A 25,374-nucleotide genomic window follows, 5' to 3' on the forward strand; every position below is an offset into this window, starting at 1 on the left:
GAGAAGTGACCGTTAGTGGCGACGGCCATCGATGTACCGGCACGTCCCCTCCCGCCGGATCCCGGCTGCGGGTGCAGGATCCAGCCCCTCCGGCGTTTGAGGAGCGGGGTCCGGGGCGGAGCCCCAGGGGCCAACCTTTCGGGTGCCGTGCAAGATTTCAGCCCCGGCCGGCAAAAGTTCAGCCCCTCCGGCGTTTGAGGAGCGGGGTCTGGGGCGGAGCCCCGGGTACGGGACGGGTAGGGGCGGAGGGGGCGAAGGAAGGCTGGGGGGTTCGGCGGGTCAGGGCTGGGGGGCCAGGTGGGGTGGGAAGCCGCCGGTGGCCACCGGGCCCCAGCGGGTGGGCGTGACCCGGATGATCGACTTGGCCTGCTTCAGCATCGCCGCGCGATATTCGGCCCAGTCGGGATGCTCCCCGGCGATGTTCCGGTAGTACTCGACAAGGGGCTCGACGGACTCGGGGGAGTCGATCACCTCGGCGGTGCCCTCGACCTGGACCCAGGGCCCGTTCCACTCGTCACTCAGGACGATCAGACTGACCCGCTCGTCCCGCTTGGCGTTCCGCGTCTTGGCACGCTCGGGATACGTCGAGACGACGATGCGTCCCGCGTCGTCGACACCACAGGTCAGCGGAGAGCCCTGCGGACCGCCGTCGGCACGCCGGGTGAGCAGGATCGCCCGGTGGCGGGGGCGCACGAAGTCCAGCAACTCGTCGAGGGAGACAGAGGTGTTCGTCGCGATATTGGGTGCCATGCGATCAGCGTAGGGCGCGTGCCCCGCGAACGCCCGCGGGCCGGGCCGGTGGGCGGCACCCGACCTCGGCAAAGCGGCTAAAGTGCTCTTCGTCCTGTGCTCGCAGTCGGGAATGTGCTGCGGAGCTCTCCTGCGCATGGCCGTATGGCCGTGCATGCCGAAGAGGTTCGTGGTGGCCGCGTCTGATTTTTCTGAATTGTCCCGTTCCGATACGGGTTTTGAGCTTGCCGAGGGTCTCACGGCCGCCGCTCAGCAGCTGCACGAGACATCGAGTCCCCACGCCACCCTGCGCACCGCGGTCCGGCTGGCCGTGCGCATCCTGCCCGGCGTCGAGTACGCCGGCATCTCCGTCATCGAGCCCCCCAAGGCCGACCGGCAGACGCTGGCCTGGACGGACGAGGTCGTCCGCTCCGCCGACGCGCTGAACGCGGGCCAGGAGCATCCCCCGTACTGGAGCCGGCTGTGGACGGCTCCGGTGGCCCGCATCGAGGACAGCGCCGCCGCGGACGGGGACGGGGACCGCGCGCTCTCGGACCTCGGCCTGCGGTCGGTGCTGTCGATGCGGCTGCGTGCCGACCGGCGCCGGCTGACCGTCCTGACCGCGTACGCGCGCGCTCCCCGCGCCTTCGACGAGTCGGCGACCCGGATAGGTCGGCTGTTCACCGCGCACGTCGGCATCGCGCTCGACTCGGCGACCCTGCGCGAACAGCTCACCGAGGCGATGCGCACCCGGGATCTGATCGGGCAGGCCACGGGCATCCTCATGGAGCGGCTCGACATCGACGCGTCCGAGGCGTTCGACAGCCTCGTGCGCACCTCCCAGCGGGAGAACGTCAAGCTCCGTGACCTGGCCCGACGGATCGTCGACACGGGCGAGGGCGAGTGAGCCGGGCTCAGAGGGCCGGCAGCGACTCGCCCTGGACGGCCTGGATGTCGAGCTCCACCCTCAGGGTCGTGCCGATGGCGGAGATGCCCGCCTGGACGATCTGGTTGTAGTGCAGGGCGAAGTCCTCGCGGTGGAGTTCGGCGGTCGCCCGGAACGCGGCGCGGGTGCCGCCCCAGGGATCGCCGCCGGTGCCGAGGTAGGCGAGGTCGAGGTCGACGGGACGTACGACACCGTGCAGGGTGAGCTCGCCGTGCACGGTCCAGCGGTCGGAGCCGGCCGGTGTCAGACCCGTCGAGCGGTACGTGATCACGGGGTACTTCTCGGCGTCCAGGAAGTCCGCCGACCTCAGGTGCCCGTCGCGCATGCCGTTGCCGGTGTCGATGGAGGCCGCCGTGATCGTCGCCTCGACCCGCGAGGCGGTCACGTCACCCGGGGCTATCTCGATGCGGCCCGTGAACTCCGTGAAGCGGCCGTGCACGCTGGAGATCCCCAGGTGCTGGGCGACCGCGCCCACGGAGGAGTGCGCGGGGTCGACGGTCCAGGGACCGGGCGGGGGCAGTTCGGTGCCGCCCCGGCGGGCCAGCGTCACCCGGCCGACCTCGGCACGCCCCGCCGCCGTGACGATGGCCCCGGAGGCGGCGGGCGCGTAGCCGAGCGCGGTCACGATCACCGTGTACGCGCCCGGGGCGAGGCTCGTCGTGTCGCGCACGGCCCCGTCGGTGTCCGCCTCGGCCCGCAGCACCTGCGCGCCGGTCGAGTCGGTCACCGTGACCACCGCGTGCGACACGGCCCATCCGTCCCGTGTGCGGATCTGCGCGGTCAGTCCCATGGCAGTAGCTCCTTGCGATGAACCAGTGAAAAGGGACCGGCCCGTGGGGGCGCACCTCCGCTCAGAGTGCGCGCATCCCACGGGCCGGGGCTCGGACTACTCGCCGGGGTGGGCGAGTTCGATGTCGTGGCCGTCCACTCCACGGCCGCCGACGGTCAGGGCGGTCGCCACCGGCGGGTAGCCCGCCGCGATGACGGTGTACTCGCCGCCGTCCAGATCGGTGAAGGCGTACGCCCCGTCGCCGCCGGTCCTGGCCGTGCCGACCACGTTCCCGGCCGCGTCGACGAGCGTCACGCGGGCGTCCGGCAGCGGGCCGTGCGGGGCCCGTACGACACCCTGGACCTGGGCGCCCGAGTCGAGGTCGACCTCGATGCGGGTGACCCCGGTGCCGCCGACCTCGACGGGCAGCGCCCGCGGCCGGTGGCCCGCGGCGTTCACCGCGACCGTCACGACGCCGGGCACCAGCTCGGCGAAGGCGAACTCGCCCTGCTCACCGGTGGTTCCGGTGGCCAGTACGTCACCGCGCACGTCGGTCACGACGACCATCGCGTCCTTGACCGGGGACGCGCCCTCGGAGGCCCGGACGACGCCGCTGAGCCCGCTGGTGCCGCTCAGCAGGATGTCGTAAGCGAGCGGCTCGTCGTGCACGACGATCGTCGAGGCCTGCGGCTGGAAGCCGTCGGCGGAGGCGATCAGGACGTACGAGCCCACACCGGGCGCGTCGAGGGTGTAGGAGCCGTCGGCCTGCGCGACCGAGCGGCCGAGCTGGCGTCCCGCCGGTGAGATCAGCGTGACTGCGGCCTGCGGGACCGGCGCGCTCTCGGTGCCGCGGACCTGGCCGTGCACCCGGATGCCGCCGGACGCCGGCCGGGGGTCGCCCTCCCGCGTCGCGGTGGCGACGGCGGCGAGCTGCCGGGCGCTTTCGGGCGCGGCTTCGGAGGCGGTGTCGACGGTGCTGACGGCCGGGGCGAGCGCGGCGGTCGCCGCGGCCTCGACGGCCTCGGCGACGGGCGTCTCGGTGACCGGCTCGCCGGACTTCTCCGCGGTGGCCTGGGCCAGCGCGCCGGACGTCCGCAGCGGAACCTCCTTGATGAACAGCACGATGAGGAAGGCGATCAGCGCCATGCCGGCGGCGATCAGGAAGACGTCCGCGATGCCGTGGCCGTACGCGCTCTCCATGACGGTGCGCAGCGGAGCCGGCAGCTTGTCCATGTCCGGGATGCTGGAGCTGGAGTCCGAACCGGAGGCGAGGGCCGCGTACTTGGGGCCGAGGTCGGTCAGCCCGTCCTTCACGTAGTCGGTGATCCGGGTGGCCATGACCGCGCCGAGCGCGGAGACGCCGATCGCACCGCCGAGGGACCGGAAGAACGTCACGGTGGAGCTCGCCGCGCCGAGGTCGGAGGGCGCCACCTGGTTCTGCGTGGAGAGCACCAGGTTCTGCATCATCATGCCGATGCCGAGGCCCAGCAGCGCCATGAAGATCGCGATGTGCCAGTAGGCCGTGTCGTAGCGGATGGTGCCGAGCAGGCCGAGGCCCGCGGTGACCAGGAAGCCGCCGGAGACGAGCCAGTACTTCCACCGGCCGGTCTTGGTGATGATCTGGCCGGAGACCGTGGAGGAGACGAACAGGCCGCCGATCATCGGGATCGTCATGACGCCCGACATCGTGGGGGACTTGTCCCGCGCCAGCTGGAAGTACTGGCTGAAGAAGACGGTGCCGGTGAACATGGCGACGCCGACGAACAGCGACGCGAGGGAGGAGAGGGTGATGGTGCGGTTGCGGAACAGCCGCAGCGGGATGATCGGCTCGCTCGCCCTGGACTCGACCAGGACGAACAGCACACCGAGCAGGATCGCGCCGCCGACCATCGTGTACGTCTGCCACGAGATCCAGTCGTACTTGTCACCCGCGAAGGTGACCCAGAGCAGCAGCAGGGAGACCGCGGCGGAGATGAAGAACGCGCCGCCCCAGTCGACCTTCACGTCCCGCTTCACGACGGGCAGGTGCAGGGTCTTCTGCAGCACGATCAGCGCGATGACCGCGAACGGCACACCGACGTAGAAGCACCAGCGCCAGCCGAGCCAGCTCGTGTCGGTGATGACACCGCCGAGCAGCGGACCGCCCACGGTTGCGACGGCGAACGTCGCACCCAGGTAGCCGGAGTAGCGCCCGCGCTCACGCGGGGAGATCATCGCGGCCATCACGATCTGCGCCAGGGCGGACAGGCCGCCGACGCCGATGCCCTGCACGACACGGCAGGCGATCAGCATGCCGGCGTTCTGCGAGAGGCCGGCCGCGGCCGAGCCCAGCACATAGATGACGAGCGCGATCTGGACGAGCGCCTTCTTGCTGTACAGGTCGGACAGCTTGCCCCACAGGGGCGTGGCCGCGGTCATGGAGAGCAGCGCGGCGGTGACGACCCAGGTGTACGCGGACTGGCCGCCACCCAGGTCCCCGATGATCTCGGGGAGCGCGTTGGAGACGATCGTCGACGACAGGATCGCGACGAACATGCCGAGCAGCAGCCCGGAGAGCGCCTCCATGATCTGCCGGTGCGTCATCGGAGCGCCGTCGGCGCCTCCGTGCTTGGCGTGAGAGCCCCGCACACCGGCTGGTGTGGTCGTTGCCATGGGCTTCCTTTTCTTACGTATTTACGCGGGTGTACGGGTGGTCGGTTCTGATACGTCTGTCGCGTACGGGGGAGGGTGCGCGGGCGTCCGTTGCGGGGAGCGGCAGTCGCCGAAGCTCTCGCGCAGCCGGCCCATGAGATCGATGAGCAGCCCGACCTCGTCGTCGGACCAGTGGCTCAGCCGGTCGGAGAGCAGGCGTGACGTCCGCAGGGACAGCTCGTCGAGCTGGGCGTGCCCGGCCGCGGTGAGGCACAGGATCCGCGAGCGCTTGTCCGCCGGGTCGGGGGACCGTTCGATCCAGCCGCGGTCGGCGACGTGCGCGACATGGCGGCTGGTCACCGACATGTCCACGGACAGCAGCTCCGCGAGCCTGCTCATCCGCATCTCGCCGTACCGGCCGAGCAGGGTGAGCACGGCGGCGGATCCCGCGGGGCAGTCGGGCGGCAGGATCCGTCCCATGCCCCTCTTGACGGCACCGATGGCGCTGAGCTGACGAGCCAGTTCCTCGTACTGCGCCTGCTCGGCCATCACACCCCCTCATTCGTTGCTTAGGGCAACCATAAATAAGTTGGTTGCTGCAGGCAAACGAGTTCGGGGTTTCAAGGCTAAAAAGTTGGCAAAGGCAAGTGTTGGCGAACGGAAACGTGCAGGTAGGAGGGGCGGGTGGGGACGGCGATGCGGACGGGGCGGCCGACGAGGTGAGGAGGCCGAGGTGAGGAGGTCCGGGTGAGGAGGCCGAGGTGAGGAGGTCCAGGTGAGGGGGCCGAGCGGAGGTGGTGTGCGTGCTGGTCGCGGGTGGTGCGCGGTCGCGTCACGATCGGCGTGAAGAGGAACCCGGCACTTGGGCAGCCCGCGCGCATTCGCTAGGGTCCGGCCTATGGCAAACACCCAGGGCCCCGAGGGCAACTACGACCCCGCGGGCAGCACTCAGATGTTCCGTGCGTTCGTCGACGAGGCCCCCCAGGGCCGGCAGCAGCAGGCGGCCGCTCCCGCGGGTCCGCGCGTGGGTCTGATCGTCGGCGTCGTCCTCGCCGTCGCGGTCGTCGCCGCGGTGGCCTGGCTCGCCTTCATGTGATCAGGCCGCACCCCTTGAGCGGTGCGTGAGTGGGGTGGCGTGATCCGGCAGGACCACGCCCCTACTTCCAGTCGACGGACACGTCCTGTGTCTCGACGTGCATGCCCAGCGGCACCCGCCAGGAGTCGACGCACACCGTCCAGGTCCCGCTCTTCCTCGCGCCGGCGGCGATCGGCGCCGGAAGCGGCTCGGTCGACCGGATCGTCGCCCAGTCGATCCCCAGCGCGCCGATGATGTGCGTCCCGAAGGTCACCGTGCCCGAACGGACCGCCGTGCCACCGGTGTTGGTGAAGGAGACGGTCACCTTCTCGCACCACCGCTGATCGGTGGCCGCGCGCGAGGGCTCGCCCACGGAGAGCGCGGCGGGCCGGGCGCTCGCGGTCGGAGCGGGTGCGGGCGGCGTCGGGGAACCTCCCGAACTCCCGCCCGTATGACCGGAGTCACCCCCGGAGGGCGACTCGTGCGGCGGGCCGGAGGGTGAAGTGGCCCCGCTTCCCGTGCTGTTCGCCCCGTTCCCGGAGTCGTTCTCGCCGCCGGCGGCGCCGCCCGGACCGGCCGTCGAACCGCCCGAGGCGTCCGTGTCGCCCGTGCCGTCCGTCGAGGACCCGCCCGGACCGGCGGCCGACGCTCCCTTTCCGGATCCGGAACTCCCGCTGCTGCCGGCGGTGTTGGAGCCCTTGCCCGGCGGGCCATCCAGGGGGGCCAGGGACACCTCTCCCGACGGTGCGGCCACCGCCCCCGACGCTCCCGGGGAGCCGTCCGCGGCCCCGACGGCGGCGTACCCCCCGCCTCCGCCGCTCCCGCACGCGGCCAGCACCCCGCCCAGACACAACGCGGCCGCCGAAGCGCCCAGCAGGGCACCTCGGCGACCGTTGGTCGACCTGTGACGCATCGGCTCGTGACGCATCGGCTCGTGACGCATCGCGTCAGTGTGGCTGACGGTTCGTCAATTATGAACCCCGCGTCGGAGTTCAGTCCGAGATGAGGCCTTCGCGGAGCTGGGCCAGCGTGCGGGTGAGCAGCCGGGAGACGTGCATCTGGGAGATGCCGACCTCCTCGCCGATCTGCGACTGGGTCATGTTCGCGAAGAAGCGGAGCATGATGATCCGACGCTCGCGCGGGGGCAGCTTGGCGAGCAGCGGCTTGAGCGACTCGCGGTACTCCACGCCCTCCAGCGCGGTGTCCTCGTAGCCGAGGCGGTCCGCGAGGGAGCCCTCGCCGCCGTCGTCCTCGGGAGCGGGCGAGTCGAGCGACGACGCCGTGTACGCGTTGCCGACGGCGAGGCCGTCGACCACGTCCTCCTCGGACACCCCGAGGGCCGTGGCGAGTTCGGCGACCGTCGGGGAGCGGTCGAGCTTCTGCGAGAGCTCGTCGCTGGTCTTGGTGAGGGCGAGTCGCAGCTCCTGAAGCCGGCGCGGAACGCGGACCGACCAGGAGGTGTCGCGGAAGAACCGCTTGATCTCGCCGACGACGGTCGGCATCGCGAAGGTCGGGAACTCGACACCGCGCTCGCAGTCGAAGCGGTCGATCGCCTTGATCAGGCCGATGGTGCCGACCTGGACGATGTCCTCCATCGGCTCGTTGCGGGAGCGGAAGCGGGCCGCCGCGTACCGGACGAGCGGGAGGTTGAGCTCGATGAGGGTGTCCCGGACGTAGCCGCGCTCGGGGCTGTCCTCGGCGAGTGCCGCGAGCCGCAGGAAGAGGGAGCGGGACAGGGTCCGGGTGTCGATGGCGCCCGAGGACTCGGGGACCAGAACGGCTTCCGGGGCCTCGGCGGCAGGGACGTCGTGAAGCGCGGCGTGCGCCTCGGGCACTGCGTCGCTCTTCGTGAGCGTGAGCACCTTCGAGCTGCCCTGATCTGCGGACATGCCACCCCCTTTGGGTCGCGGACGGTCGCGGCAGTCGCTCCCGTCGGAGGAACGCAGCCTCCACCTGAATACCGGAGGCGAGGCCGCGGCAAACGCGCTCCCGGAAGAATGTCACATGTCGGCAACACGCTGTAGAGACTTGTCGACATGTAGAGGGTGGATCGGCCCTGGAAAAAGGGGGTCTGACAGGTAATCAGTGCGGAACCGACGTAAAAAACGACCTTGAGCGATTAGCTCTTTCCGGTTACGCCTCGATCCTGTTTGCGGATCGAAGACGCGCGAAGCTGCGGGCGAGGAGCCTTGACACGTGCATCTGGGAAACACCCAGTTCCGCGCTGATCTGTGACTGGGTGAGGTTGCTGTAGTAGCGCAGGAGCAGGATCCGCTGCTCGCGTTCGGGCAGTTGTACGAGCAGATGCCGTACGAGGTCGCGGTGTTCGACTCCGTCGAGCGCGGGGTCCTCGTAGCCGAGCCGGTCGAGGAGTCCCGGCAGTCCGTCGCCCTCCTGGGCCGCTTCGAGGGAGGTCGCGTGGTACGACCGTCCGGCCTCGATGCAGGAGAGCACCTCCTCCTCGGTGATGCGCAGCCGTTCGGCGATCTCCGCGGTGGTGGGCGAGCGCCCGAAGGCGGTCGTCAGGTCCTCGGTGGCGCTGTTGACCTGCACCCACAGCTCGTGCAGCCGGCGCGGTACGTGGACGGTGCGAACGTTGTCGCGGAAGTACCGCTTGATCTCGCCGACCACCGTCGGCATCGCGAACGTCGGGAACTGCACGCCCCGGTCCGGGTCGAAGCGGTCGATCGCGTTGATCAGGCCGATGGTGCCGACCTGGACCACGTCCTCCATCGGCTCGTTGCGGGAGCGGAAGCGGGCCGCCGCGTACCGCACGAGCGGAAGGTTCGCCTCGATCAGGGCGCCGCGGACCCGGTCGTGCTCGGGGGTGCCCGGGTCCAGCACCTTGAGCTCGCCGAAGAGCACCTGCGTGAGGGCCCGGGTGTCGGCGCCGCGGCGCCGCTCCTGCGGGACCTCCTGGACCGGTTCGGGGGCGGTCACGGGGCCCTGGGCGCCCGGTGCGGCGGTCGGTGCCGTGGTCTGCGTCAGGGGCCGTGCCGGGGGTGACGGCGGGGCGGGGGCGACGGCCGTCGCCCGGTGCTCGGCCGGGGCTTCCTCCTGGGGCGGCGCAGTACTGGCCGACACGGTCAACGCCACCTCTTCGTTCGTCAACGATCCGTCGACGTATCCGTCAACTCATCCGTCAAAAGCGGTCATAGCATCACAAGACATGTGCACTGTGTGCAAGCACCGCATAACGCCGTGTTGGAGGTGAGTTGGAGGTGAATCGGGGGTCAAGACGTCGAAAACCCCTGACCGGTTGCGGTCAAGGGCTCGGCAAGCGTGTGCGATCAAAAACGGTCAGAACGGATAGTCGGCGATCACCCAGGTGGCGAACTCCCGCCAGAGCGCGACACCGGCCACATGGGCCGGGTGCTCCAGGTAACCCTTGAGCGCGTCGGTGTCCTCGACGGCGGAGTTGATGGCGAAGTCGTACGCGATGGGCCGGTCGCTGATGTTCCACTCGCACTCCCAGAACCGCAGCTCGGGGATCTGCTCGCCGAGCGCGCGGAAGGCGGCGACGCCCTCGACGACGCGGGGGTCGTCGCGTCGTACACCGTCGTTGAGCTTGAAGAGGACCAGATGGCGGATCACGGGCACTCCCTGGTGGTGAGGTGGTTCTTCGCTCGGTCACGCCCCTGCCGGGACGCGCCTCGCTCCGTCGGGCCTGCTCGGGCGCCGGGTGCGCGAAGTGCCTGCCGCGTCGGCGTCGGTGCCTGACGTCAGTTCTGCGCTCCGTCGGCGATCCAGGTCATGAAGTCGCCTATCGCCCCGGCGGCGTTCGATATGCCCTCGAACGCTATCTGGACGTAGTCGGCCGCCTTGGCCGGATCCGTGATGATCACGTAGAGCACGAAGACCACGAGCACGTAGATGGCGATCTTCTTCGAATTCACCGCCACGGCGGCCTCCCCTGTGACTCCTGCGCCCGTCGGCCCCCTGCTGCCGGCGGTGAGTGTAACTTCACGCCGCCTTTAAGGACCAACGGCCCGCTGGTAGGGGTCCTTTGCGGGGCCTGAGCGGCGCTCTCGCCGTCCAGGATGGAGGGGAGCCCCGGCGGGAACCGTCAGGAGTCCACGGGGCCCGGTGGGGCCCCACTGCGGGGTCCGCGCCGCCCGACTTTCCCCCGAGACGGCGGCGTGGACTTGCGGGTCCCTCCATGGGGGAAGCGGGCGCCCCCGATAGCGCCCCTTCCCCCTCCTCTGTGGGAGCGGAGAACCCTTCACGGGTACAGGGAAGCCCCGGCGACCGAGCGGCGCCGGGGCTCCTCCGCGTTCCGGTTCCCCGCGAGAGCCCCGGCGTCCCGGAACGCAAGAAGGGCCCCGTCTTTCGACGAGGCCCTTCGGAAGCGGTAGCGGAGGGATTTGAACCCTCGGTGACTTGCGCCACACTCGCTTTCGAGGCGAGCTCCTTCGGCCGCTCGGACACGCTACCGAGGGAGACCCTACCCCAAGGTGGCCCGTGGTCTGAAATCCGTTCCGGCGGCCCGGTCAGCGGTCGCGGAAGAAGTCGGTGAGCAGCGCGGCGCAATCGTCGGCGAGGACGCCCTCGATCACCTCGGGCCGGTGGTTGAGCCGCCGGTCGCGGACGACGTCCCAGACGGAGCCGGTCGCGCCCGCCTTCTCGTCGCGGGCGCCGTAGACCACCCGCTCGACACGGGACTGGACGAGCGCGCCCGCGCACATCGTGCAGGGCTCCAGGGTGACGACGAGCGTGCACCCGGACAGCCGCCACTCCCCGAGTCTCGCGGCTGCCCGGCGCAGCGCGAGGATCTCGGCGTGCGCCGTCGGGTCGCCGGTGGCCTCGCGTTCGTTGTGCCCGGCCGCCAGCACGGTCGTCCCGTCCGGGGACAGCACGACGGCACCGACGGGGACGTCCGCGCCCTCGACGGCCAGCCGCGCCTCGTCCAGCGCGAGCCGCATCGGGGCCCGCCACCGGTCGCGTACGGGATCGGGCGGCGGGGGTACCTCACGCGGGGTGCTCACCCGGGGAACCTAGCGGAATCCCGCCGGATCCGATGAGAGGGCAGGCGGGAGGGGCAGGTGGGAGGGGCAGACGAAGGGCCGGCCCGCTGGATCGGGCCGGTTCGCCGGCAGGGGGGCAGGGGCGCGGGGCGCGAGAGGGGCCGGGCCCGCCGTTTCCGGAGGCCCTGGCCCGTTCCGGAGGTCCTAGCGGACGGTCTCCAGGACCTCTGCCGCGCCCAGGGCCTCGGCGATCGTGCCGAGCGCGTCGCCTTCGTCCAGGGCCAGCAGTTCCTTCTCGCTCACTCCGAGGTCCGCGAGGATGTAGCGGTCCCCGACGGGGCTGTGCGAGACGGCGTCGCCGGACACGCTGCCCTGGTCCTCGTCGTCGTCCTCGGAGTCCGCTGGTTCACCGTCCTCGGTGCCGTCCAGGTCGAGGGAGTCCAGGTCGGCGTCGTCGTCGCCGGGCTCCCGTCCTAGTAGTTCGTCCGTGAGCAGGATCTCGCCGTACGAACTGCGGGCGGCAGCGGCGGCGTCCGAGACGTAGATACGAGGATCCTCCTCGCCGTCCACGCGGACGACGCCGAACCACGCGTCCTCCTGCTCGATGAGCACGAGCACCGTGTCCTCGTCCGAGACCTCACGGGCCAGATCGGTCAGATCCGACAGGGTTTCCACATCGTCGAGCTCTGTATCGCTCGCTTCCCACCCGTCTTCGGTGCGCGCGAGCAGTGCGGCGAAGTACACCGTGACTCTCCCACTGGTCATAGGTGTGCCGGTTGGGGTTCCCCCCGGCGGAGGCTGTGGGCGAGGAGTGCTGCTGCTCCGAGTCCCGCCCACTCGGAATCGTGGCAGAAAGACAGCGTTCAGGGGGCGTCTTCGGCCTGCTGTGTCCGCCTCATCTGATCGCTAACAGCGGATCGTACGCGGCTGCCCGCGCCGTGGGGACACCTCCCCGCCCGGCACGTCCGCCACACGGCCCCTCGTGAGGCGGGTGCGGCCCGGTGCCGCGGCGGCCGGGCGGCCGGGTCCGTCGCGTCGCGCGCCGACCGCCGGGCGGGCGCGTTCCCTTGTCGGGGCGGGGGTGCCGCGGGTGGCCGTACGGCTCTGCGGCGGGCGTGGCGGCAAATCTTCCGTGCCGACCCCCTCCGTGGGCGTGTCGGCGCGGGCGACGGCGCGCGGGCCGAGCCCGGCGCGACGGGCGGGCGCGCAGCGCGGTGGGGCCTCGTTACCAGCGGAAGGTGCGCATGCGCATCGCGTGGCGCAGGCGGGCCGTCTTGGCTCGGCGGGGCTGGACCCGGTCGCGCAGCTCGCGTGCCTCGGCCAGGTCGCGCAGGAACTGGGCCCGCCGCCTCCTGCGCTCGGCGTCGCTCTCCAGCTGCTCGGACGACTCCTCTTGCTGGTCCCGCATTGGCACACCACCCCAGGTCCGTCCCTCCCACCTTCCCTCCGATGGATGGTTTGATGCCAGTGGACGGGTGAAGCGGGACCGTGGGCCTTGCCGGACGCGTCAGTGGCGGGTGCCGTCGGCCCCGCTACTGTTGTGGACATGCGTCTTCACGTCGTCGACCACCCCCTGGTCGCCCATAAGCTCACCACCCTGCGCGACCGGCGCACCGACTCCGCGACCTTCCGTCGGCTGGCGGACGAGCTGGTCACCCTCCTGGCCTACGAGGCCACCCGCGACGTGCGCACGGAGCAGGTCGACATCCAGACGCCGGTCTCCCCGACCACGGGCGTCAAGCTCTCCTACCCGCGTCCGCTCGTCGTGCCGATCCTGCGCGCGGGCCTCGGCATGCTCGACGGCATGGTCCGGCTGCTGCCGACCGCCGAGGTGGGCTTCCTGGGCATGGTGCGCGACGAGGAGACGCTGGAGGCCTCCACGTACGCCACCCGGATGCCGGACGACCTCTCCGGCCGTCAGGTGTACGTCCTGGACCCGATGCTGGCCACCGGCGGCACGCTCGTCGCCGCGATCCAGGAGCTGATCAAGCGCGGCGCCGACGACGTCACGGCCGTCGTCCTCCTCGCCGCCCCCGAGGGCGTCGAGCTCATGGAGCGCGAGCTGGCGGGCACCCCGGTCACCGTGGTCACGGCCTCGGTCGACGAGCGCCTGAACGAGCACGGCTACATCGTGCCGGGTCTCGGCGACGCGGGTGACCGGATGTACGGCGCCGCCGAGTAGCACCGGAGATCCGCGGCACGCGGGCAACCCCCGGAACGCCGCCGGGCAGACGGCCGGCGCCTGCTTTCGGGCAGGCGCCGTTCCGGTGCTCCGTATCCGGTGCTCCGCATCCGGTGGTTCCGAAACGAGCGCGACTCCGGAGCCGGCGGCTCGTGTGCGAGCGCGGCTCCGGAGCCGTGGGTGCCTTTTCCGGGACGGGTCCCGGGATCAGCAGTGCTTCTTCGCGTCGGCGGGCGCCGCCTTGGGCTCCGTCAGGAGGGTCAGCGCCTTGTCGGCGTCCTCCTTCTTCGTCAGCTCCTTGAAGCCGGTGCCGATGATCAGGTCGACCGTCGTGGCCTGCGCGCGGCCGTCCGTCTTCAGCGCGGCTCCGGAGAGCTGCGTGTTGAGGACGGGCAGCGCGGCCTGGCCGGCGGCCTTGGCGCCGAGCAGTATCCCGGCGCCCGCGACCTTCTTGTCGTACGCGGCCGTCGCGTTGCCCACGTCGCCGATCTTGAAGCCGCGCTTCTTCAGCTCGTCCGCCGTCTGCTTCGCCAGCCCGCTGCGGGGCGTCGCGTTGAGGACGTTCACGGTGATCTGACCGGGCTTCGGCAGCGTGGACGCGACGGCGGCGGCAGCGGCGGCTGACGCCTTGGCCTCCGGCGTCACCTTCGAGGCGCAGTCCGCCCTGGTGCCGGCCGCCGTGGCCTCGCTGCCGCCCGTGTAGATGTCGATGAGCTGCAGGGACCCCCACCCGATCAGCCCGAGGACGGTGACGGACGTGAGGCTCACGAACACGAACTTGCGACGCCCGCGGGGGCGGCGCATCCGCGGGTACTTGTCCCCCGTGATCCGATACTGGCCACCCATGCCAGGGGGAGTAAGCATGCTCATGGGCGCAGCGTAGTGCGCCGGGGCGCCAATGCCTACTAGATGATCATTGCCCGGCGTTCAGTTCAACCCATTGGGGTCAAGCCGTGGCCATTAGTCCAGTTCAAGAACGCGCGCGTGCAGCACCTGGCGCTGCTGCAGCGCGGCGCGGACGGCGCGGTGCAGGCCGTCCTCCAGGTACAGATCGCCCTGCCACTTGACGACGTGGGCGAAGAGGTCGCCGTAGAAGGTGGAGTCCTCGGCGAGGAGGGTCTCCAGGTCCAGCTGGCCCTTCGTCGTCACGAGCTGATCGAGGCGGACCGGGCGCGGCGCGACGTCCGCCCACTGCCGGGTGCTTTCCCGGCCGTGGTCGGGGTACGGCCGGCCGTTTCCGATGCGCTTGAAGATCACACGGAAAGCCTACCGGTCAAGACCTTCCGGGCGCAGCCATGGCGGGGGAGTGCGACGCTGGAAAAGATGTCGTAAATCCTTGCAAACCGGGAACAGGGGTCTGATATGAGTGACGGTGAGACCGTCCGGTCGGCTGCCGCCGGGACCGCTCCCGAGCGGGTCACCGGTGCTCCCGCGCTCCCGCGGGAGGCCCTGGAGATCGCCGCCGGCTACGCCTTCGCGGGCCCCGCCCTCGACCTCGGCGCGCTGCTCTGGGACGGGACCTGCCTGCCCGACGCGCAGATCCGTGTCCCGCTGACGATGCTCAACCGGCACGGCCTGGTGGCGGGCGCCACCGGCACCGGCAAGACCAAGACGCTCCAGCTCATCGCCGAACAGCTCTCGGCGCAGGGCGTTCCCGTCTTCCTCGCCGACATCAAGGGGGACGTCTCGGGGGTCTCGGCTCCGGGCGAACCCGGGACGAGGGTCCGGGAGCGGGCCGGGGAGGTCGGCCAGGAGTGGACGCCGGGCGGCTGTCCCGCGGAGTTCTACGCGCTCGGCGGCCTCGGCCACGGCATTCCCGTACGCGCCACGGTCACCAGCTTCGGGCCGGTGCTGCTGTCCAAGGTGCTCCAACTCAACCGGACCCAGGAGCAGTCGCTCGGCCTGATCTTCCACTACGCCGACCAGAAGGGCCTGGAGCTGGTCGACCTCAAGGACCTGCGCGCGGTCGTCGCCTTTCTGACCTCGGACGAGGGCAAGCGGGAACTGAGGGGGATCGGCGGGCTGTCCACTGCCACGGCGGGTGTCATCCTGCGCTCGCTGACGGCCTTCGAGGCGCAGGGCATGAGCCCCTTCTTCGGGGAGCCGGAGTTCGACACGGGCGAGCTGACCCGGCAGGCGCCGGACGGCCGGGGCGTGGTCTCGGTCCTCGAACTGCCCGCCGTGCAGGACAGACCGCAGCTCTTCTCGACGTTCCTGATGTGGATGCTGGCCGATCTCTTCCACGACCTCCCGGAGGTGGGCGACGCGGACCGGCCGAAGCTCGTCTTCTTCTTCGACGAGGCCCATCTGCTCTTCAGCGACGCGTCGAAGGCGTTCCTGGACTCGATCACGCAGACCGTCCGCCTCATTCGCTCGAAAGGAGTCGGCGTCTTCTTCGTGACACAGACGCCGAAGGACGTACCCGCGGACGTCCTCGCCCAGCTCGGCAACCGCGTCCAGCACGCGCTGCGGGCCTTCACGCCGGACGACCAGAAGGCGCTGAAGGCCACCGTGAAGACGTTCCCCGACTCTCCCTACGACCTCGAAGAGGTCCTGACGGGACTGGGCACCGGCGAGGCCGTGATCACCGTGCTGAGCGAGAAGGGCGCCCCGACGCCCGTCGCGGCGACCCGGCTGCGCGCGCCGCGGTCGTTGATGGGTCCCGTGGAGGCGGGCGCGCTCGACCGGGCGGTACGGGAGTCGCCGCTGTTCGCGCGGTACGCGCAGGCGGTGGACCGGGAGTCGGCGTACGAGAAGCTGACGGCGGCCGAGGGACAGACCGAGCCTTCCGCGTCTTCCGCGCGGCCGCCCGGCGAGGCCGACACCCGGTCCGGATCCGGGGCCGCCCGCTCCGGCGGACGGAGCCGGCCGAAGGAGGAGCCCTCCGTGGTCGAGCAGGTCGTCGGCAGCGGGCTGTTCAAGTCCCTGGCGCGGTCGGTGGGGACCCAGATCGGGCGGGAGATCACCCGGTCGGTGTTCGGAACGGCCCGCAGACGGCGCTGACGCCGGATTCCTCTCCCGGGCTGACGCTGGATTCCTTTCCGGGCTGACGCCGGATTCTTTCCCCGGGCTTACGCCGGTCCTCCGCTCCCGGGCGGATGCCGGTCTTCCGCTCCCGGGCGGCGGATGCCGGGCTTCTCGTTCTCCCGAGCTGACGCCGGTCCTCCGCTCCCGGGCGGTCGCCGGGCTTCTCGCTCTCCGGCGTGGATGCCGGGCTTCTCGTTCTCCCGGGCTTACGCCGGTCCTCCGCTCCCGGGCGGTCGCCAGGCTTCTCGCTCTCCGGCGTGGATGCTGGGCTTCTCGCTCTCCCGGGCGGTCGCCGGGCGGCCGGGGAGCGGCGGTGGTCCCGGGGAGGGCGACGGGGCCGGGTCAGCCGCGGGCGGCCTTCGCCGCGGCCTTCATCTCCTGCTTGTGGGCGCGGACCTTGGCCAGGGACTCCGGGCCGGTGATGTCGGCGACCGAGCGGAAGGAGCCGGACTCGCCGTACGGGCCCGCGGCCTCGCGCCAGCCCTTCGGCGCGACTCCGAGCTGCTTGCCGAGGAGGGCCACGAAGATCTGGGCCTTCTGCGGACCGAAACCGGGGAGCTCCTTGAGCCGGCGCAGCAGCTCCGCGCCGCTTCCGGCGTCCTTCCAGACGGCGGAGGCGTCTCCGTCGTAGTGCTCGACGAGGTACTGGCAGAGCTGATGGATGCGCTTGCCCATCGAGCCGGGATAGCGGTGCACGGCGGGCTTGGCCGAGAGCAGCCCGGCGAACTTCTCCGGATCGTACGAGGCGATCTCGTGCGCGTCGAGATCGTCCGCCCCCATGCGCCGGGCGATCGTGTACGGGCCCGCGAAGGCCCATTCCATCGGTACCTGCTGGTCCAGCAGCATGCCGACCAGGGCCGCGAGGGGGCTGCGGCCGAGCAGTTCGTCGGCCTCGGGCTGCTGGGCGAGGTGAAGCGTGACGTCCATGGACCGATGATCCCGCGTACGGGGGCGGGCCGCGCGGTCGCGGCCCCGATGCCCGCCCGGCTTCACCGGGTCCTCACGAGCGGCGTACGATCCCAAGATTAAATTAGGTTAGCCTAACCTGACATGACTGGGGATGGACCGTGACCGCCGAGACCTACCGTGACGCCTGGGGCATCCCGCACCTGCGGGCCGGCAGCGCCCTGGAACTCGCCCGCGCGCAGGGCCGGGTCACCGCCCGGGACCGCGCCTGGCAGCTCGAGGTCGAGCGGCACCGCTCGCAGGGCACCTCGGCGGCGTTCCTCGGCGCGGAGTCCGTCGGCTGGGACCGGTTCGCCCGGCAGGCCCGGCTCGACGACACCGCGCGACGCTGTTTCGCCGCCCTGGAGAAGCACGATCCCGAGACCGCCGCGTGGGTCGTCGCGTACGTCGACGGCGTCAACGCCGGGCTGGCCGAAGGGGCCGCGCGGGCGCCCGAGTTCGCGGCGAGCGGGCTCACGCCGGGGCGCTGGGAGCCCTGGAGCCCGCTGGGGGTCTGGCTCGGCACGCACATCCTCTTCGCCGGGTTCCCCGCCAAGCTGTGGCGCGAGGAGGTCGTCCGGCGTCTCGGCGCGGACGCGGTCGGCCTGTTCGCCATGGACGGGCCGGGCACGGCCGGGAGCAACGGATGGCTGGTGAGCGGCGAACGAACCGTCACCGGGCGGGCGTTGATCGCCGGTGACCCGCACCGCTTCATCGAGGACCCCGGCGTCTACCAGCAGATCCGCCTGTCCTGCCCGGAGTTCGACGTCGTCGGCATCGCCGTCCCCGGTGTCCCAGGCATCGCCCACTTCGCCCACACCGGAACCGTCGCCTGGGCGATCACCAACGCGATGGCCGACTACCAGGACCTCTACCGGGAGCGGCTGCGGCACGGCGACGACGGGTCCGTCGAGGCCCTCGACCCCGACGGCGTGTGGCGGGGCGCGGCACGGCACACCGAGCGGGTGGAGGTCGCCGGCGGCGAGAGCGTCGAGGTCGAGGTGATCGAGACGGCCCGCGGACCCGTGGTGATCGGGGGCACCGGCGCAGAGGAGTCCATCAGCCTGCGCTACCCGCCCCGGGTGACGGCGGACCTCGGCTTCGGCGCCCTCCTGCCGCTGCTGCGGGCCCGCCGCGTCGCCGACGTGGACCGGGCCTTCGACGCCTGGGCGGAGCCGGTGAACGTCGTGCAGGCCGCCGACACCGAGGGCGGGACGCTGCACCGGGTCGCGGGCCGGGTCCCGCTGCGCGCCACGGCCAACCGCGTCCGGGTGGTGCCCGCGTGGGAGGCCGGCCACGAGTGGACCGGCTGGCACGAGATGCCGTACGGCCCGGTCGAGGACGGACTCGCCGTCATGGCGAACCAGCGCGGCCCCGCCACCCCGCTCGGGGTCGAGTTCGCGCCGCCGCACCGCGCCGACCGCATCCGCCGCCTGCTCGACACGGGACGGCCGTTGTCGGCGGCGGACATGCCGGCCGTCCACATGGACACGCGGCTCGGCTCCGCGGCGGCCCTGCTGGACCCGCTGGAAGCGCTCGAACTCTCCGGCGCGGCGGCGGAACTCCGGGACCGGCTCCTGCGCTGGGACCGGCACATGGACGCCGGCAGCCGCACGGCCGCGCTGTTCGCGCAGGTGCGCGACGCGGTCGTACGCCGGCTCGTCGCGCACCCGGCGCTCGCCGTCCTGGCCGACCCGCCCGCCCGTCCGGCCGTCTTCCTGCCCTGGCTCGCGCTCACCCCGCGCGTCGCCTTCGCCCTGGAGAACCTGCTGACGGCGGGGGAGCCGTACGGCATCGACCGCGACGCCGTGATCCGCGCGGCCGTCGAGGAGGTGGCCGCCGCGCCCGTCTCCCGCACCTGGGGCGACACCCACCGCCTCGCCCCCTGGCGGGCACTCGCCGGCACCCCGTACGACGAACCGGCCCTGTCCGGCGACAACGACTGCGTCCTGTCCACCTCCTCGCTCCCCGGACTGACCGACCTCAGCGCCCGCGGCCCCGCGGCCCGCTACGTCTGGGACCTCGCCGACCGGGACGGCAGCCGCTGGGTGGTCCCCTTCGGAGCCGACGGCGTTCCCGGCGCGGCCCACCACCGCGACCAACTCCCCTCGTGGCTCGCTGGAGATCTCGTCCCGGTGACCACCGACTGGAACACGCTGACCAAGGAGAGCGATGACCACTGAGACGTACGCCGGCACCCGCGAGGCCGTCCACGAGCAGCGGATCGACGGGTTCGGCACCGTCCGCGTGCTGCCCGTGGACCCGCACGCCGACCTCGACGTGCTGCACGGCTGGGTCGGTGAGGAGCGGGCCGCGTACTGGGGGATGACCGGGTTCACCAGGGAGCAGGTGCTGGAGACCTACGCGCACCTCGACTCGCTCGACACCCACCACGCCTTCCTCGCCCTCAAGGACGGCGTCCCGGCCGCCCTCTTCCAGACCTACGAGCCCGAGGCCGACCGCGTCTCCGAGTGCTACGAGGTCCGGCCCGGCGACATCGGCGTCCACCTGCTCATCGGACCCCCCGCACCCGGCGCAGGCCGACGCCCCGGGTGGTCGTCCACGCTGCTCTCGGCGTTCCTCTCGTACGCGCTGACCGGACTCGGCCGGCGACGGGCCGTCGTCGAACCCGACGCCCGCAACGGCAGGGCCATCGCCCGGCTGACCCGGCAGGGCTTCGTCCCCGCCGGAGACATCGTGCTCCCCCGGATCGACCTGCCCGAGGTCCGTCTGCCCGAGAAGCACGCGCGGCTCGCCTTCCTCACCCGCGAGGCCTTCGAGAAGGGCCCGACGGCCCCGAGGTGAGCCGGACGCAGCCCCGATCCGTACATGACCGAGACTCTGGACATGCGGATACGGAGACGGCGTGTGAACGGAAGCGGGCAGCGAGAGCGACGGCTTTACGCCAGGGCCCTGGCCCTGCTGGGCGGCGTCCTGGTCCTGGTGCTCTTCGGCGGGGTGAGCGGCGCGTCCGCCCACGCCGCCCTGACGGGCACCGATCCGCAGGAGGGCAGCGTCCTGAAGTCGGCGCCCCGCCGGGTGACGCTGACGTTCAGCGAGTCGATCGGCCTGTTCGACGACTCCTTCCGCGTGCTCGACCCGGAGAACCGCCGGGTCCGCACCGGCGAACCCGAGCACGCGGACGGCCGTGCCGACACCGCCGGCGTCACGCTGCCGCGCGGCCTCCGTGACGGCACGTACACCGTGGCCTGGCGGGTCGTCTCGGCGGACAGCCACCCCGTCTCCGGCGCCTTCACCTTCTCCGTCGGCAAACCCTCCGCGACCCCCGCTCCGCTGCCGCCCACCGCCGGCGACCCCGTCTCCTCCGCCCTCTACGACATCGCCCGCTACGCCGCGTACAGCGGCCTCGCCCTGCTCATCGGCGCGGTCACGTTCGTGCTCGCCTGCGGCTTCCCGGGGTCCCTGCGGCGGCTCCTGGTGACCGGCTGGTGGATCCTGCTCGGCTCCACGTTCGCGCTGCTCCTGCTGCGCGGCCCCTACGAGCGCGGCACCGGCGTGTCGGAGGTATTCGACCCGGACGGCCTCAGCGACACCCTGGCGAGCCGGCCCGGCATCGTCCTGGTGACGCGGCTGGCGCTGCTCGCCGCCGTCGCCTTCGTGCCCCCGCGGGTGTTCGCCGGGGGCCGCAGAGCCGGCCGCGGGGCCGTCGCGCTCGGCGTGCTGTTCTCGCTGGCCCTGGCGGTCACCTGGGCCGCCGCAGAACACGCGTCCGCCGGGATCCAGGTGCCCGCCGCGATGGTCTCCACCGTGCTGCACCTGCTCGCCATGGCCGTGTGGCTCGGTGGGCTGGCCGCCCTGCTGACCGCCCTGCACCGCCCCGCCGAGCCGGTCCCCCCGGCCGTCGTCACCCGCTTCTCCCGGCTCGCCCTCACCTCGGTCGCCGTCCTCGCGGTCACCGGCGTCTACCAGTCCTGGCGCGGCCTCGGCTCCTGGGACGCCCTGACCTCGACGGCGTACGGCAGGCTCCTGGTCCTGAAGGTCGTCCTGGTGGCGCTGCTCCTGGCGGGCGCCGCGATCTCACGGCGCTGGACGGCCCGGCTGGCGGCGACGAAGACCCCCGCCGCCGTCCCGGCCGACCGCGTCGCGGTCCCGGTCGCGGTCCCGGCGGGGGCGGCCACGGGTGCCGTCTCCGGGGACGTGCGCGAGGAGCCCGCGGACGTGCGCGTGGAGCCCGCGGACGGGGAGGACCCGGACGTCCGGAAGGCCGTGGCGGGAGACGGGCCGGCGACGGCGGGACCGGCCTCGGACGTGCAGGCGGACTCGGAGGAGTCGGCGGGAGACGGGACCGTGGGCGACGGACCGGGTGACACCGAACACCACCGGGGGCTGCGCCGCTCGGTGCTCGCCGAGGTCGCCATCGGCATCCTGGTGCTGGTGATCACGACGATGCTGACCGGGACCCAGCCGGGCCGCGCCGCCTCGGAGAGCGCCGACGCGGTCGCGGCCGTGCGCCGGGTGACCTCGACGACGACCCAGGTGCCCTTCGACGTCGGCACCCCGGGCGGGCACGGCACGGCCCAGGTCGAGCTGACGCCCGGCCAGGTCGGCGAGAACTCCGTGCAGGTCGTGGTCTTCGGCCCCGACGGCGGCCTCGTGACCGTCCCCGAGGTCCGTCTCAGCTTCACCCTGGAATCCCAGAAGGTCGGCCCGATCGACGCGGGGATCACCGACAAGGGCGGCTACTGGACCTCGGACGGCCTCGTCCTGCCCCTGCCCGGCACCTGGACGATGAAGGTCACGGTCCGCACCAGCGAACTCGACGAGGTCACCGTCTCGAAGAAGGTGACGATCGACTGACGCGGGATGCGCGAAGGCCCCGGCCACGAGGGGTGGCCGGGGCCTTCGCCCGCCCGATGGGGCGGGACAACGTCGAAGGGCCCCGCTGCGAGCAGCGGGGCCCTTCGACATCGTGCCCGGTGAGGCACTGGCGGAGGATACGAGATTCGAACTCGTGAGGGGTTGCCCCCAACACGCTTTCCAAGCGTGCGCCCTAGGCCTCTAGGCGAATCCTCCGCGGCAAACAATACAAGACGTTGAGGAGTGCTCGCGAACTCGTTCCCCGCCCCGCCGATCCTGTACTCTTTGCGGAGCCCCTCACGTGGCGCTATCTGACTGAACTCCCCCAGGGCCGGAAGGCAGCAAGGGTAGGTCGGCTCTGGCGGGTGCGTGGGGGGCGCTTGCGTTTCCGGGGCGGTCGCCCGGACGGCCGCCGGGCCGGCGGCCGTGTCCGCGGGGGCCGTGCCCGCCGGGACCGGATGCGACCTGATGCCGCCGGGGCCGCGGCCGGGATCCGCAGGGCGGTCCTTGATGTCAGTGGGCGCCTATAACCTCGTAGACGTGTCGTCTCTCGCGCTGTACCGCCGCTATCGCCCGGAGTCGTTCGCCGAGGTCATCGGGCAGGAGCATGTCACCGACCCGTTGTCGCAGGCGCTGCGGAACAACCGGGTCAATCACGCGTACCTGTTCAGCGGCCCGCGCGGGTGCGGCAAGACGACGAGCGCGCGCATCCTGGCCCGCTGCCTGAACTGCGAGCAGGGCCCCACCCCGACCCCGTGCGGCGTGTGCCAGTCCTGTGAGGACCTCTCCCGCGGCGGCCGGGGGTCCATCGACGTCATCGAGATCGACGCGGCCTCGCACGGCGGCGTGGACGACGCCCGTGACCTGCGGGAAAAGGCCTTCTTCGGGCCCGCGAGCAGCCGCTACAAGATCTACATCATCGACGAGGCCCACATGGTCACGTCGGCCGGTTTCAACGCCCTGCTGAAGGTCGTCGAGGAGCCCCCGGAGCACCTCAAGTTCATCTTCGCCACGACCGAGCCCGAGAAGGTCATCGGGACGATCCGGTCGCGGACCCACCACTACCCGTTCCGGCTGGTGCCGCCGGGCACCCTGCGCGAATACCTGGGCGAGGTCTGCACCCAGGAGGGGATTCCCGTCGCGGACGGAGTCCTGCCTCTGGTCGTACGGGCGGGCGCGGGGTCCGTGCGTGACTCCATGTCCGTGATGGACCAGCTCCTCGCGGGCGCCGCCGACGACGGTGTGACGTACGCCATGGCGACCTCGCTCCTCGGGTACACGGACGGCTCCCTGCTGGACGCCGTCGTCGAGGCGTTCGCGGCGGGGGACGGCGCGGCCGCCTTCGAGGTGGTGGACACCGTCATCGAGGGCGGCAACGACCCGCGGCGCTTCGTGGCCGACCTGCTGGAGCGGCTGCGGGACCTGGTGATCCTGGCGGCCGTCCCGGACGCGGCGGAGAAGGGGCTCATCGACGCCCCGGTCGACGTCGTGGAGCGCATGCAGGCGCAGGCCGGGGTGTTCGGTGCCGCCGAGCTGAGCCGTGCCGCCGACCTCGTCAACGAAGGGCTGACGGAGATGCGCGGGGCCACCTCGCCGCGCCTCCAGCTCGAACTCATCTGCGCCCGCGTCCTGCTGCCCGCGGCCTACGGGGACGAGCGGTCACTGATGGCCCGCCTCGACCGGATCGAGCGCGGGGTGAACTTCTCCGGCGGTGCGTCCGCCCCGGCCATGGGGTACGTGCCCGGACCCGAGGCGCACGGCCCGGTGCCGGTCCCGCAGGGCGGTCCCGCGGCTCCCCCGGTTCCTCCCGGGGGCGGCCTCGCGGCGGCCCGTGCGGCGGCCAGGGGAGCGGGACAGGGCGTTCCGCAGGGCGCGGGGCAGGGTGCCGGGCACGGGGGTGCCGGGGACGGCGCCGGTGCCGTGCCGGGCGCGATGCCCGCGGCGTCCGCGCCCGTGGCCCCCGTCGCACCGGCGGTGCCCGTCGCTCCCGCCGCGTCCTCCACTGCCCCGGCTCCGGCGGGGGCGCCGTCACCGGCCCCCTCCGCCCCCGAGCAGGCCCCGGCCCCGGCCGGTGCGCCCGCGGGGGCCGCGCCCGGTGCCTGGCCCACCGCCACGGCGGCCGGAGGCGGCCGGCGGCCCGGCGGCTGGCCCACGGCGGCCCCCGCGGGAAGCGGCCGCCCTCCGGCGCCGTCCGCAGCGGGGCCCGGCGCCGCACCCTCGGCTCCGGCCGCCGCCGCTCCGGGAGCGCCCCAGGCCGCCGCTCCGGCCGCGGGCGGTCTCGACCCGCGCACGCTGTGGCCGAACATCCTGGAGGCGGTGAAGAACCGCCGCCGCTTCACCTGGATCCTGCTCAGCCAGAACGCGCAGGTCACGGCCTTCGACGGAACGACCCTGCAGATCGGCTTCGTCAACGCCGGGGCGCGGGACAACTTCGCGAGCAGCGGCAGCGAGGACGTGCTGCGCCAGGCGCTCGCGGAGCAGTTCAACGTGCAGTGGAAGGTCGAGGCGATCGTGGACGCCTCGGGCGGCCCGGCACCGCAGGCCCCTGCCGGAGGGGGCTACGGCGGCGGAGGGGGCGGCTATGGCGGCGGGTCCGGTGCGGGTGCCGGTTCCGGTGGGTACGGCGGTTCGGGTGCCGGTGGGTACGGCGGAGCTCCGGCCGGCCAGCGCCCCGCGCCGGCCCAGCAGCCGTCGGCCCCGGCCCCCGGGCCCGCGGCCCCGCAGTCCGGCCCCTCCGCCGGCCGTCCGCAGGCCACGGGCATGTCCGCGCCCGCGCCGGCCCCGGCGTACGAGCCGCCGCCGGTCGCCCCGGAGGACGACACCCCGGAGGACGACGACCCCGACCTGGACGAGTCCGCCCTCTCGGGCCACGAACTGATCGTCCGCGAACTGGGCGCGACGGTGATCGAGGAATTCACCAACGAGTAACCCCGGTCCCCCACCGGGCACCGCCCCGACCCCTGCCTCCCAGCCCCCCGACCCCGCCCTCCGGGGCCTGTCCCGGTCTCCGGCCCGGTCTCCGACTCCCGGTCTCCGGCTCGGTCTCCGACTCCCGGCCGCCATCCCCCAGCCCCGGCTCCCCGGGCCCAGCCCCGGCTCCAGGTCCCCGGCCGCGGCTTTCGGCCCCGGTCTCTGCCCCCGGGGCCGAAGCCTCCGGCCCCTCTGGGCCCCGGAACTCGCCTCCCCCACTCGCCTCCCCCACCATCCGGCGTCGCGCTCCAGTAACCCCTTTCCTGGAGGATTGCACCAGCCCTCTGGCGTCCGTGTCTCGGAAGCCCCTACAAGGGT

Annotated in this window: 23 protein-coding genes, 2 tRNA genes and 1 other RNA gene; 9 read left to right on the forward strand and 17 right to left on the reverse strand. The window is 72.3% G+C overall.

Annotation, left to right across the window (positions count from 1 at the left end):
* Positions 1-279: 279 nt before the first annotated feature.
* Positions 280-750 (reverse strand): PPOX class F420-dependent oxidoreductase, encoded by a 471-nt coding sequence (locus ACFYYF_RS38245; RefSeq protein ID WP_388783289.1) that lies wholly within the window; start codon positions 748-750, stop codon positions 280-282.
* A 154-nt stretch (positions 751-904) separates the two neighbouring features.
* On the opposite strand from ACFYYF_RS38245, the gene ACFYYF_RS38250 reads away from it, so the two are divergent.
* Entirely contained in the window at positions 905-1,636 is a 732-nt protein-coding gene (locus ACFYYF_RS38250; RefSeq protein ID WP_388783409.1) for a GAF and ANTAR domain-containing protein, read from the forward strand.
* Positions 1,637-1,643: 7 nt separating this feature from the next.
* On the opposite strand, the gene ACFYYF_RS38255 is transcribed toward ACFYYF_RS38250, so the two are convergent.
* The 3 genes from ACFYYF_RS38255 to ACFYYF_RS38265 form a co-directional block, all read right to left on the reverse strand.
* Entirely contained in the window at positions 1,644-2,465 is an 822-nt protein-coding gene (locus tag ACFYYF_RS38255; RefSeq protein WP_388783292.1) for a YceI family protein, read from the reverse strand.
* Between the two features lie 96 nt (positions 2,466-2,561).
* Entirely contained in the window at positions 2,562-5,096 is a 2,535-nt protein-coding gene (locus ACFYYF_RS38260; protein WP_388783295.1) for an MFS transporter, read from the reverse strand.
* Positions 5,097-5,117: 21 nt separating this feature from the next.
* Positions 5,118-5,624: a MarR family winged helix-turn-helix transcriptional regulator gene (locus tag ACFYYF_RS38265; protein ID WP_388783298.1), complete on the reverse strand. Its 507-nt coding sequence runs from the start codon at positions 5,622-5,624 to the stop codon at positions 5,118-5,120.
* A 349-nt stretch (positions 5,625-5,973) separates the two neighbouring features.
* Here ACFYYF_RS38265 and ACFYYF_RS38270 point away from each other — a divergent pair, with 349 nt between their 5' ends.
* Positions 5,974-6,171: a hypothetical protein gene (locus ACFYYF_RS38270; RefSeq protein WP_037615166.1), complete on the forward strand. Its 198-nt coding sequence runs from the start codon at positions 5,974-5,976 to the stop codon at positions 6,169-6,171.
* Positions 6,172-6,232: 61 nt separating this feature from the next.
* On the opposite strand, the gene ACFYYF_RS38275 is transcribed toward ACFYYF_RS38270, so the two are convergent.
* The 9 genes from ACFYYF_RS38275 to ACFYYF_RS38315 all read right to left on the reverse strand — a co-directional run bounded on the left by ACFYYF_RS38275 (position 6,233) and on the right by ACFYYF_RS38315 (position 12,522).
* Positions 6,233-7,093 carry a hypothetical protein gene (locus ACFYYF_RS38275; protein ID WP_388783301.1) on the reverse strand — a complete coding sequence of 287 codons (861 nt, stop codon included), beginning with the start codon at positions 7,091-7,093 and terminating at the stop codon, positions 6,233-6,235.
* 49 nt (positions 7,094-7,142) lie between these two features.
* Positions 7,143-8,039, reverse strand: coding sequence for an RNA polymerase sigma factor SigF (locus ACFYYF_RS38280; RefSeq protein ID WP_361682774.1), 897 nt, complete (start codon positions 8,037-8,039; stop codon positions 7,143-7,145).
* A gap of 244 nt (positions 8,040-8,283) precedes the next feature.
* On the reverse strand, positions 8,284-9,240 hold the full coding sequence (locus ACFYYF_RS38285; RefSeq protein WP_388783411.1) for an RNA polymerase sigma factor SigF: 957 nt from the start codon (positions 9,238-9,240) through the stop codon (positions 8,284-8,286).
* Between the two features lie 210 nt (positions 9,241-9,450).
* Positions 9,451-9,744 (reverse strand): Dabb family protein, encoded by a 294-nt coding sequence (locus ACFYYF_RS38290; protein WP_361682772.1) that lies wholly within the window; start codon positions 9,742-9,744, stop codon positions 9,451-9,453.
* A 128-nt stretch (positions 9,745-9,872) separates the two neighbouring features.
* Positions 9,873-10,052, reverse strand: coding sequence for a hypothetical protein (locus ACFYYF_RS38295; protein ID WP_361682770.1), 180 nt, complete (start codon positions 10,050-10,052; stop codon positions 9,873-9,875).
* A gap of 447 nt (positions 10,053-10,499) precedes the next feature.
* Positions 10,500-10,584, reverse strand: a tRNA-Ser gene (locus ACFYYF_RS38300).
* Positions 10,585-10,640: 56 nt separating this feature from the next.
* Positions 10,641-11,072 (reverse strand): tRNA adenosine(34) deaminase TadA, encoded by a 432-nt coding sequence (gene tadA / locus ACFYYF_RS38305; RefSeq protein ID WP_388783413.1) that lies wholly within the window; start codon positions 11,070-11,072, stop codon positions 10,641-10,643.
* A 246-nt stretch (positions 11,073-11,318) separates the two neighbouring features.
* Positions 11,319-11,858 (reverse strand): hypothetical protein, encoded by a 540-nt coding sequence (locus tag ACFYYF_RS38310; protein WP_361682945.1) that lies wholly within the window; start codon positions 11,856-11,858, stop codon positions 11,319-11,321.
* A gap of 481 nt (positions 11,859-12,339) precedes the next feature.
* A complete protein-coding gene (locus ACFYYF_RS38315; RefSeq protein ID WP_388783305.1) occupies positions 12,340-12,522 on the reverse strand; it encodes a hypothetical protein in 183 nt (60 codons plus the stop codon).
* Between the two features lie 138 nt (positions 12,523-12,660).
* On the opposite strand from ACFYYF_RS38315, the gene upp reads away from it, so the two are divergent.
* Positions 12,661-13,296, forward strand: a complete 636-nt coding sequence (upp, locus tag ACFYYF_RS38320; RefSeq protein ID WP_361682766.1) for a uracil phosphoribosyltransferase — start codon at positions 12,661-12,663, stop codon at positions 13,294-13,296.
* A gap of 207 nt (positions 13,297-13,503) precedes the next feature.
* Here upp and ACFYYF_RS38325 read toward each other — a convergent pair whose 3' ends face one another.
* Both ACFYYF_RS38325 and ACFYYF_RS38330 read right to left on the reverse strand, forming a co-directional pair.
* Positions 13,504-14,166: a LytR C-terminal domain-containing protein gene (locus ACFYYF_RS38325; RefSeq protein WP_361682764.1), complete on the reverse strand. Its 663-nt coding sequence runs from the start codon at positions 14,164-14,166 to the stop codon at positions 13,504-13,506.
* 90 nt (positions 14,167-14,256) lie between these two features.
* Positions 14,257-14,553 (reverse strand): type II toxin-antitoxin system VapB family antitoxin, encoded by a 297-nt coding sequence (locus tag ACFYYF_RS38330; protein ID WP_003999914.1) that lies wholly within the window; start codon positions 14,551-14,553, stop codon positions 14,257-14,259.
* A 105-nt stretch (positions 14,554-14,658) separates the two neighbouring features.
* Between ACFYYF_RS38330 and ACFYYF_RS38335 the strand changes: the two genes are divergently transcribed.
* Positions 14,659-16,299 carry a helicase HerA-like domain-containing protein gene (locus tag ACFYYF_RS38335; RefSeq protein ID WP_388783309.1) on the forward strand — a complete coding sequence of 547 codons (1,641 nt, stop codon included), beginning with the start codon at positions 14,659-14,661 and terminating at the stop codon, positions 16,297-16,299.
* Positions 16,300-16,665: 366 nt separating this feature from the next.
* Here the strand turns inward: ACFYYF_RS38335 and ACFYYF_RS38340 are convergent, their stop codons facing one another.
* Positions 16,666-17,250: an HhH-GPD-type base excision DNA repair protein gene (locus ACFYYF_RS38340; RefSeq protein ID WP_388783311.1), complete on the reverse strand. Its 585-nt coding sequence runs from the start codon at positions 17,248-17,250 to the stop codon at positions 16,666-16,668.
* A gap of 140 nt (positions 17,251-17,390) precedes the next feature.
* Here ACFYYF_RS38340 and ACFYYF_RS38345 point away from each other — a divergent pair, with 140 nt between their 5' ends.
* The 3 genes from ACFYYF_RS38345 (at position 17,391) to ACFYYF_RS38355 (ending at position 22,086) form a co-directional block, all read left to right on the forward strand.
* Positions 17,391-19,451, forward strand: coding sequence for a penicillin acylase family protein (locus ACFYYF_RS38345; protein WP_388783313.1), 2,061 nt, complete (start codon positions 17,391-17,393; stop codon positions 19,449-19,451).
* Positions 19,441-20,073 (forward strand): GNAT family N-acetyltransferase, encoded by a 633-nt coding sequence (locus tag ACFYYF_RS38350; RefSeq protein ID WP_388783316.1) that lies wholly within the window; start codon positions 19,441-19,443, stop codon positions 20,071-20,073. The genes ACFYYF_RS38345 and ACFYYF_RS38350 overlap by 11 nt, the downstream gene beginning before the upstream one ends.
* Positions 20,074-20,136: 63 nt before the next feature.
* On the forward strand, positions 20,137-22,086 hold the full coding sequence (locus tag ACFYYF_RS38355) for a copper resistance protein CopC (RefSeq protein ID WP_388783318.1): 1,950 nt from the start codon (positions 20,137-20,139) through the stop codon (positions 22,084-22,086).
* 128 nt (positions 22,087-22,214) lie between these two features.
* Here the strand turns inward: ACFYYF_RS38355 and ACFYYF_RS38360 are convergent.
* Positions 22,215-22,302: transfer RNA gene (locus ACFYYF_RS38360), tRNA-Ser, on the reverse strand.
* Positions 22,303-22,374: 72 nt separating this feature from the next.
* Between ACFYYF_RS38360 and ffs the strand changes: the two genes are divergently transcribed.
* Positions 22,375-22,473: signal recognition particle sRNA small type (ffs, locus tag ACFYYF_RS38365), an RNA gene on the forward strand.
* A 153-nt stretch (positions 22,474-22,626) separates the two neighbouring features.
* Positions 22,627-25,014 (forward strand): DNA polymerase III subunit gamma and tau, encoded by a 2,388-nt coding sequence (locus ACFYYF_RS38370; RefSeq protein ID WP_388783321.1) that lies wholly within the window; start codon positions 22,627-22,629, stop codon positions 25,012-25,014.
* Positions 25,015-25,374 lie beyond the last annotated feature (360 nt).

Source organism: Streptomyces sp. NPDC001914, from assembly GCF_042891215.1.
In the GTDB taxonomy this organism is placed as follows: domain Bacteria; phylum Actinomycetota; class Actinomycetes; order Streptomycetales; family Streptomycetaceae; genus Streptomyces.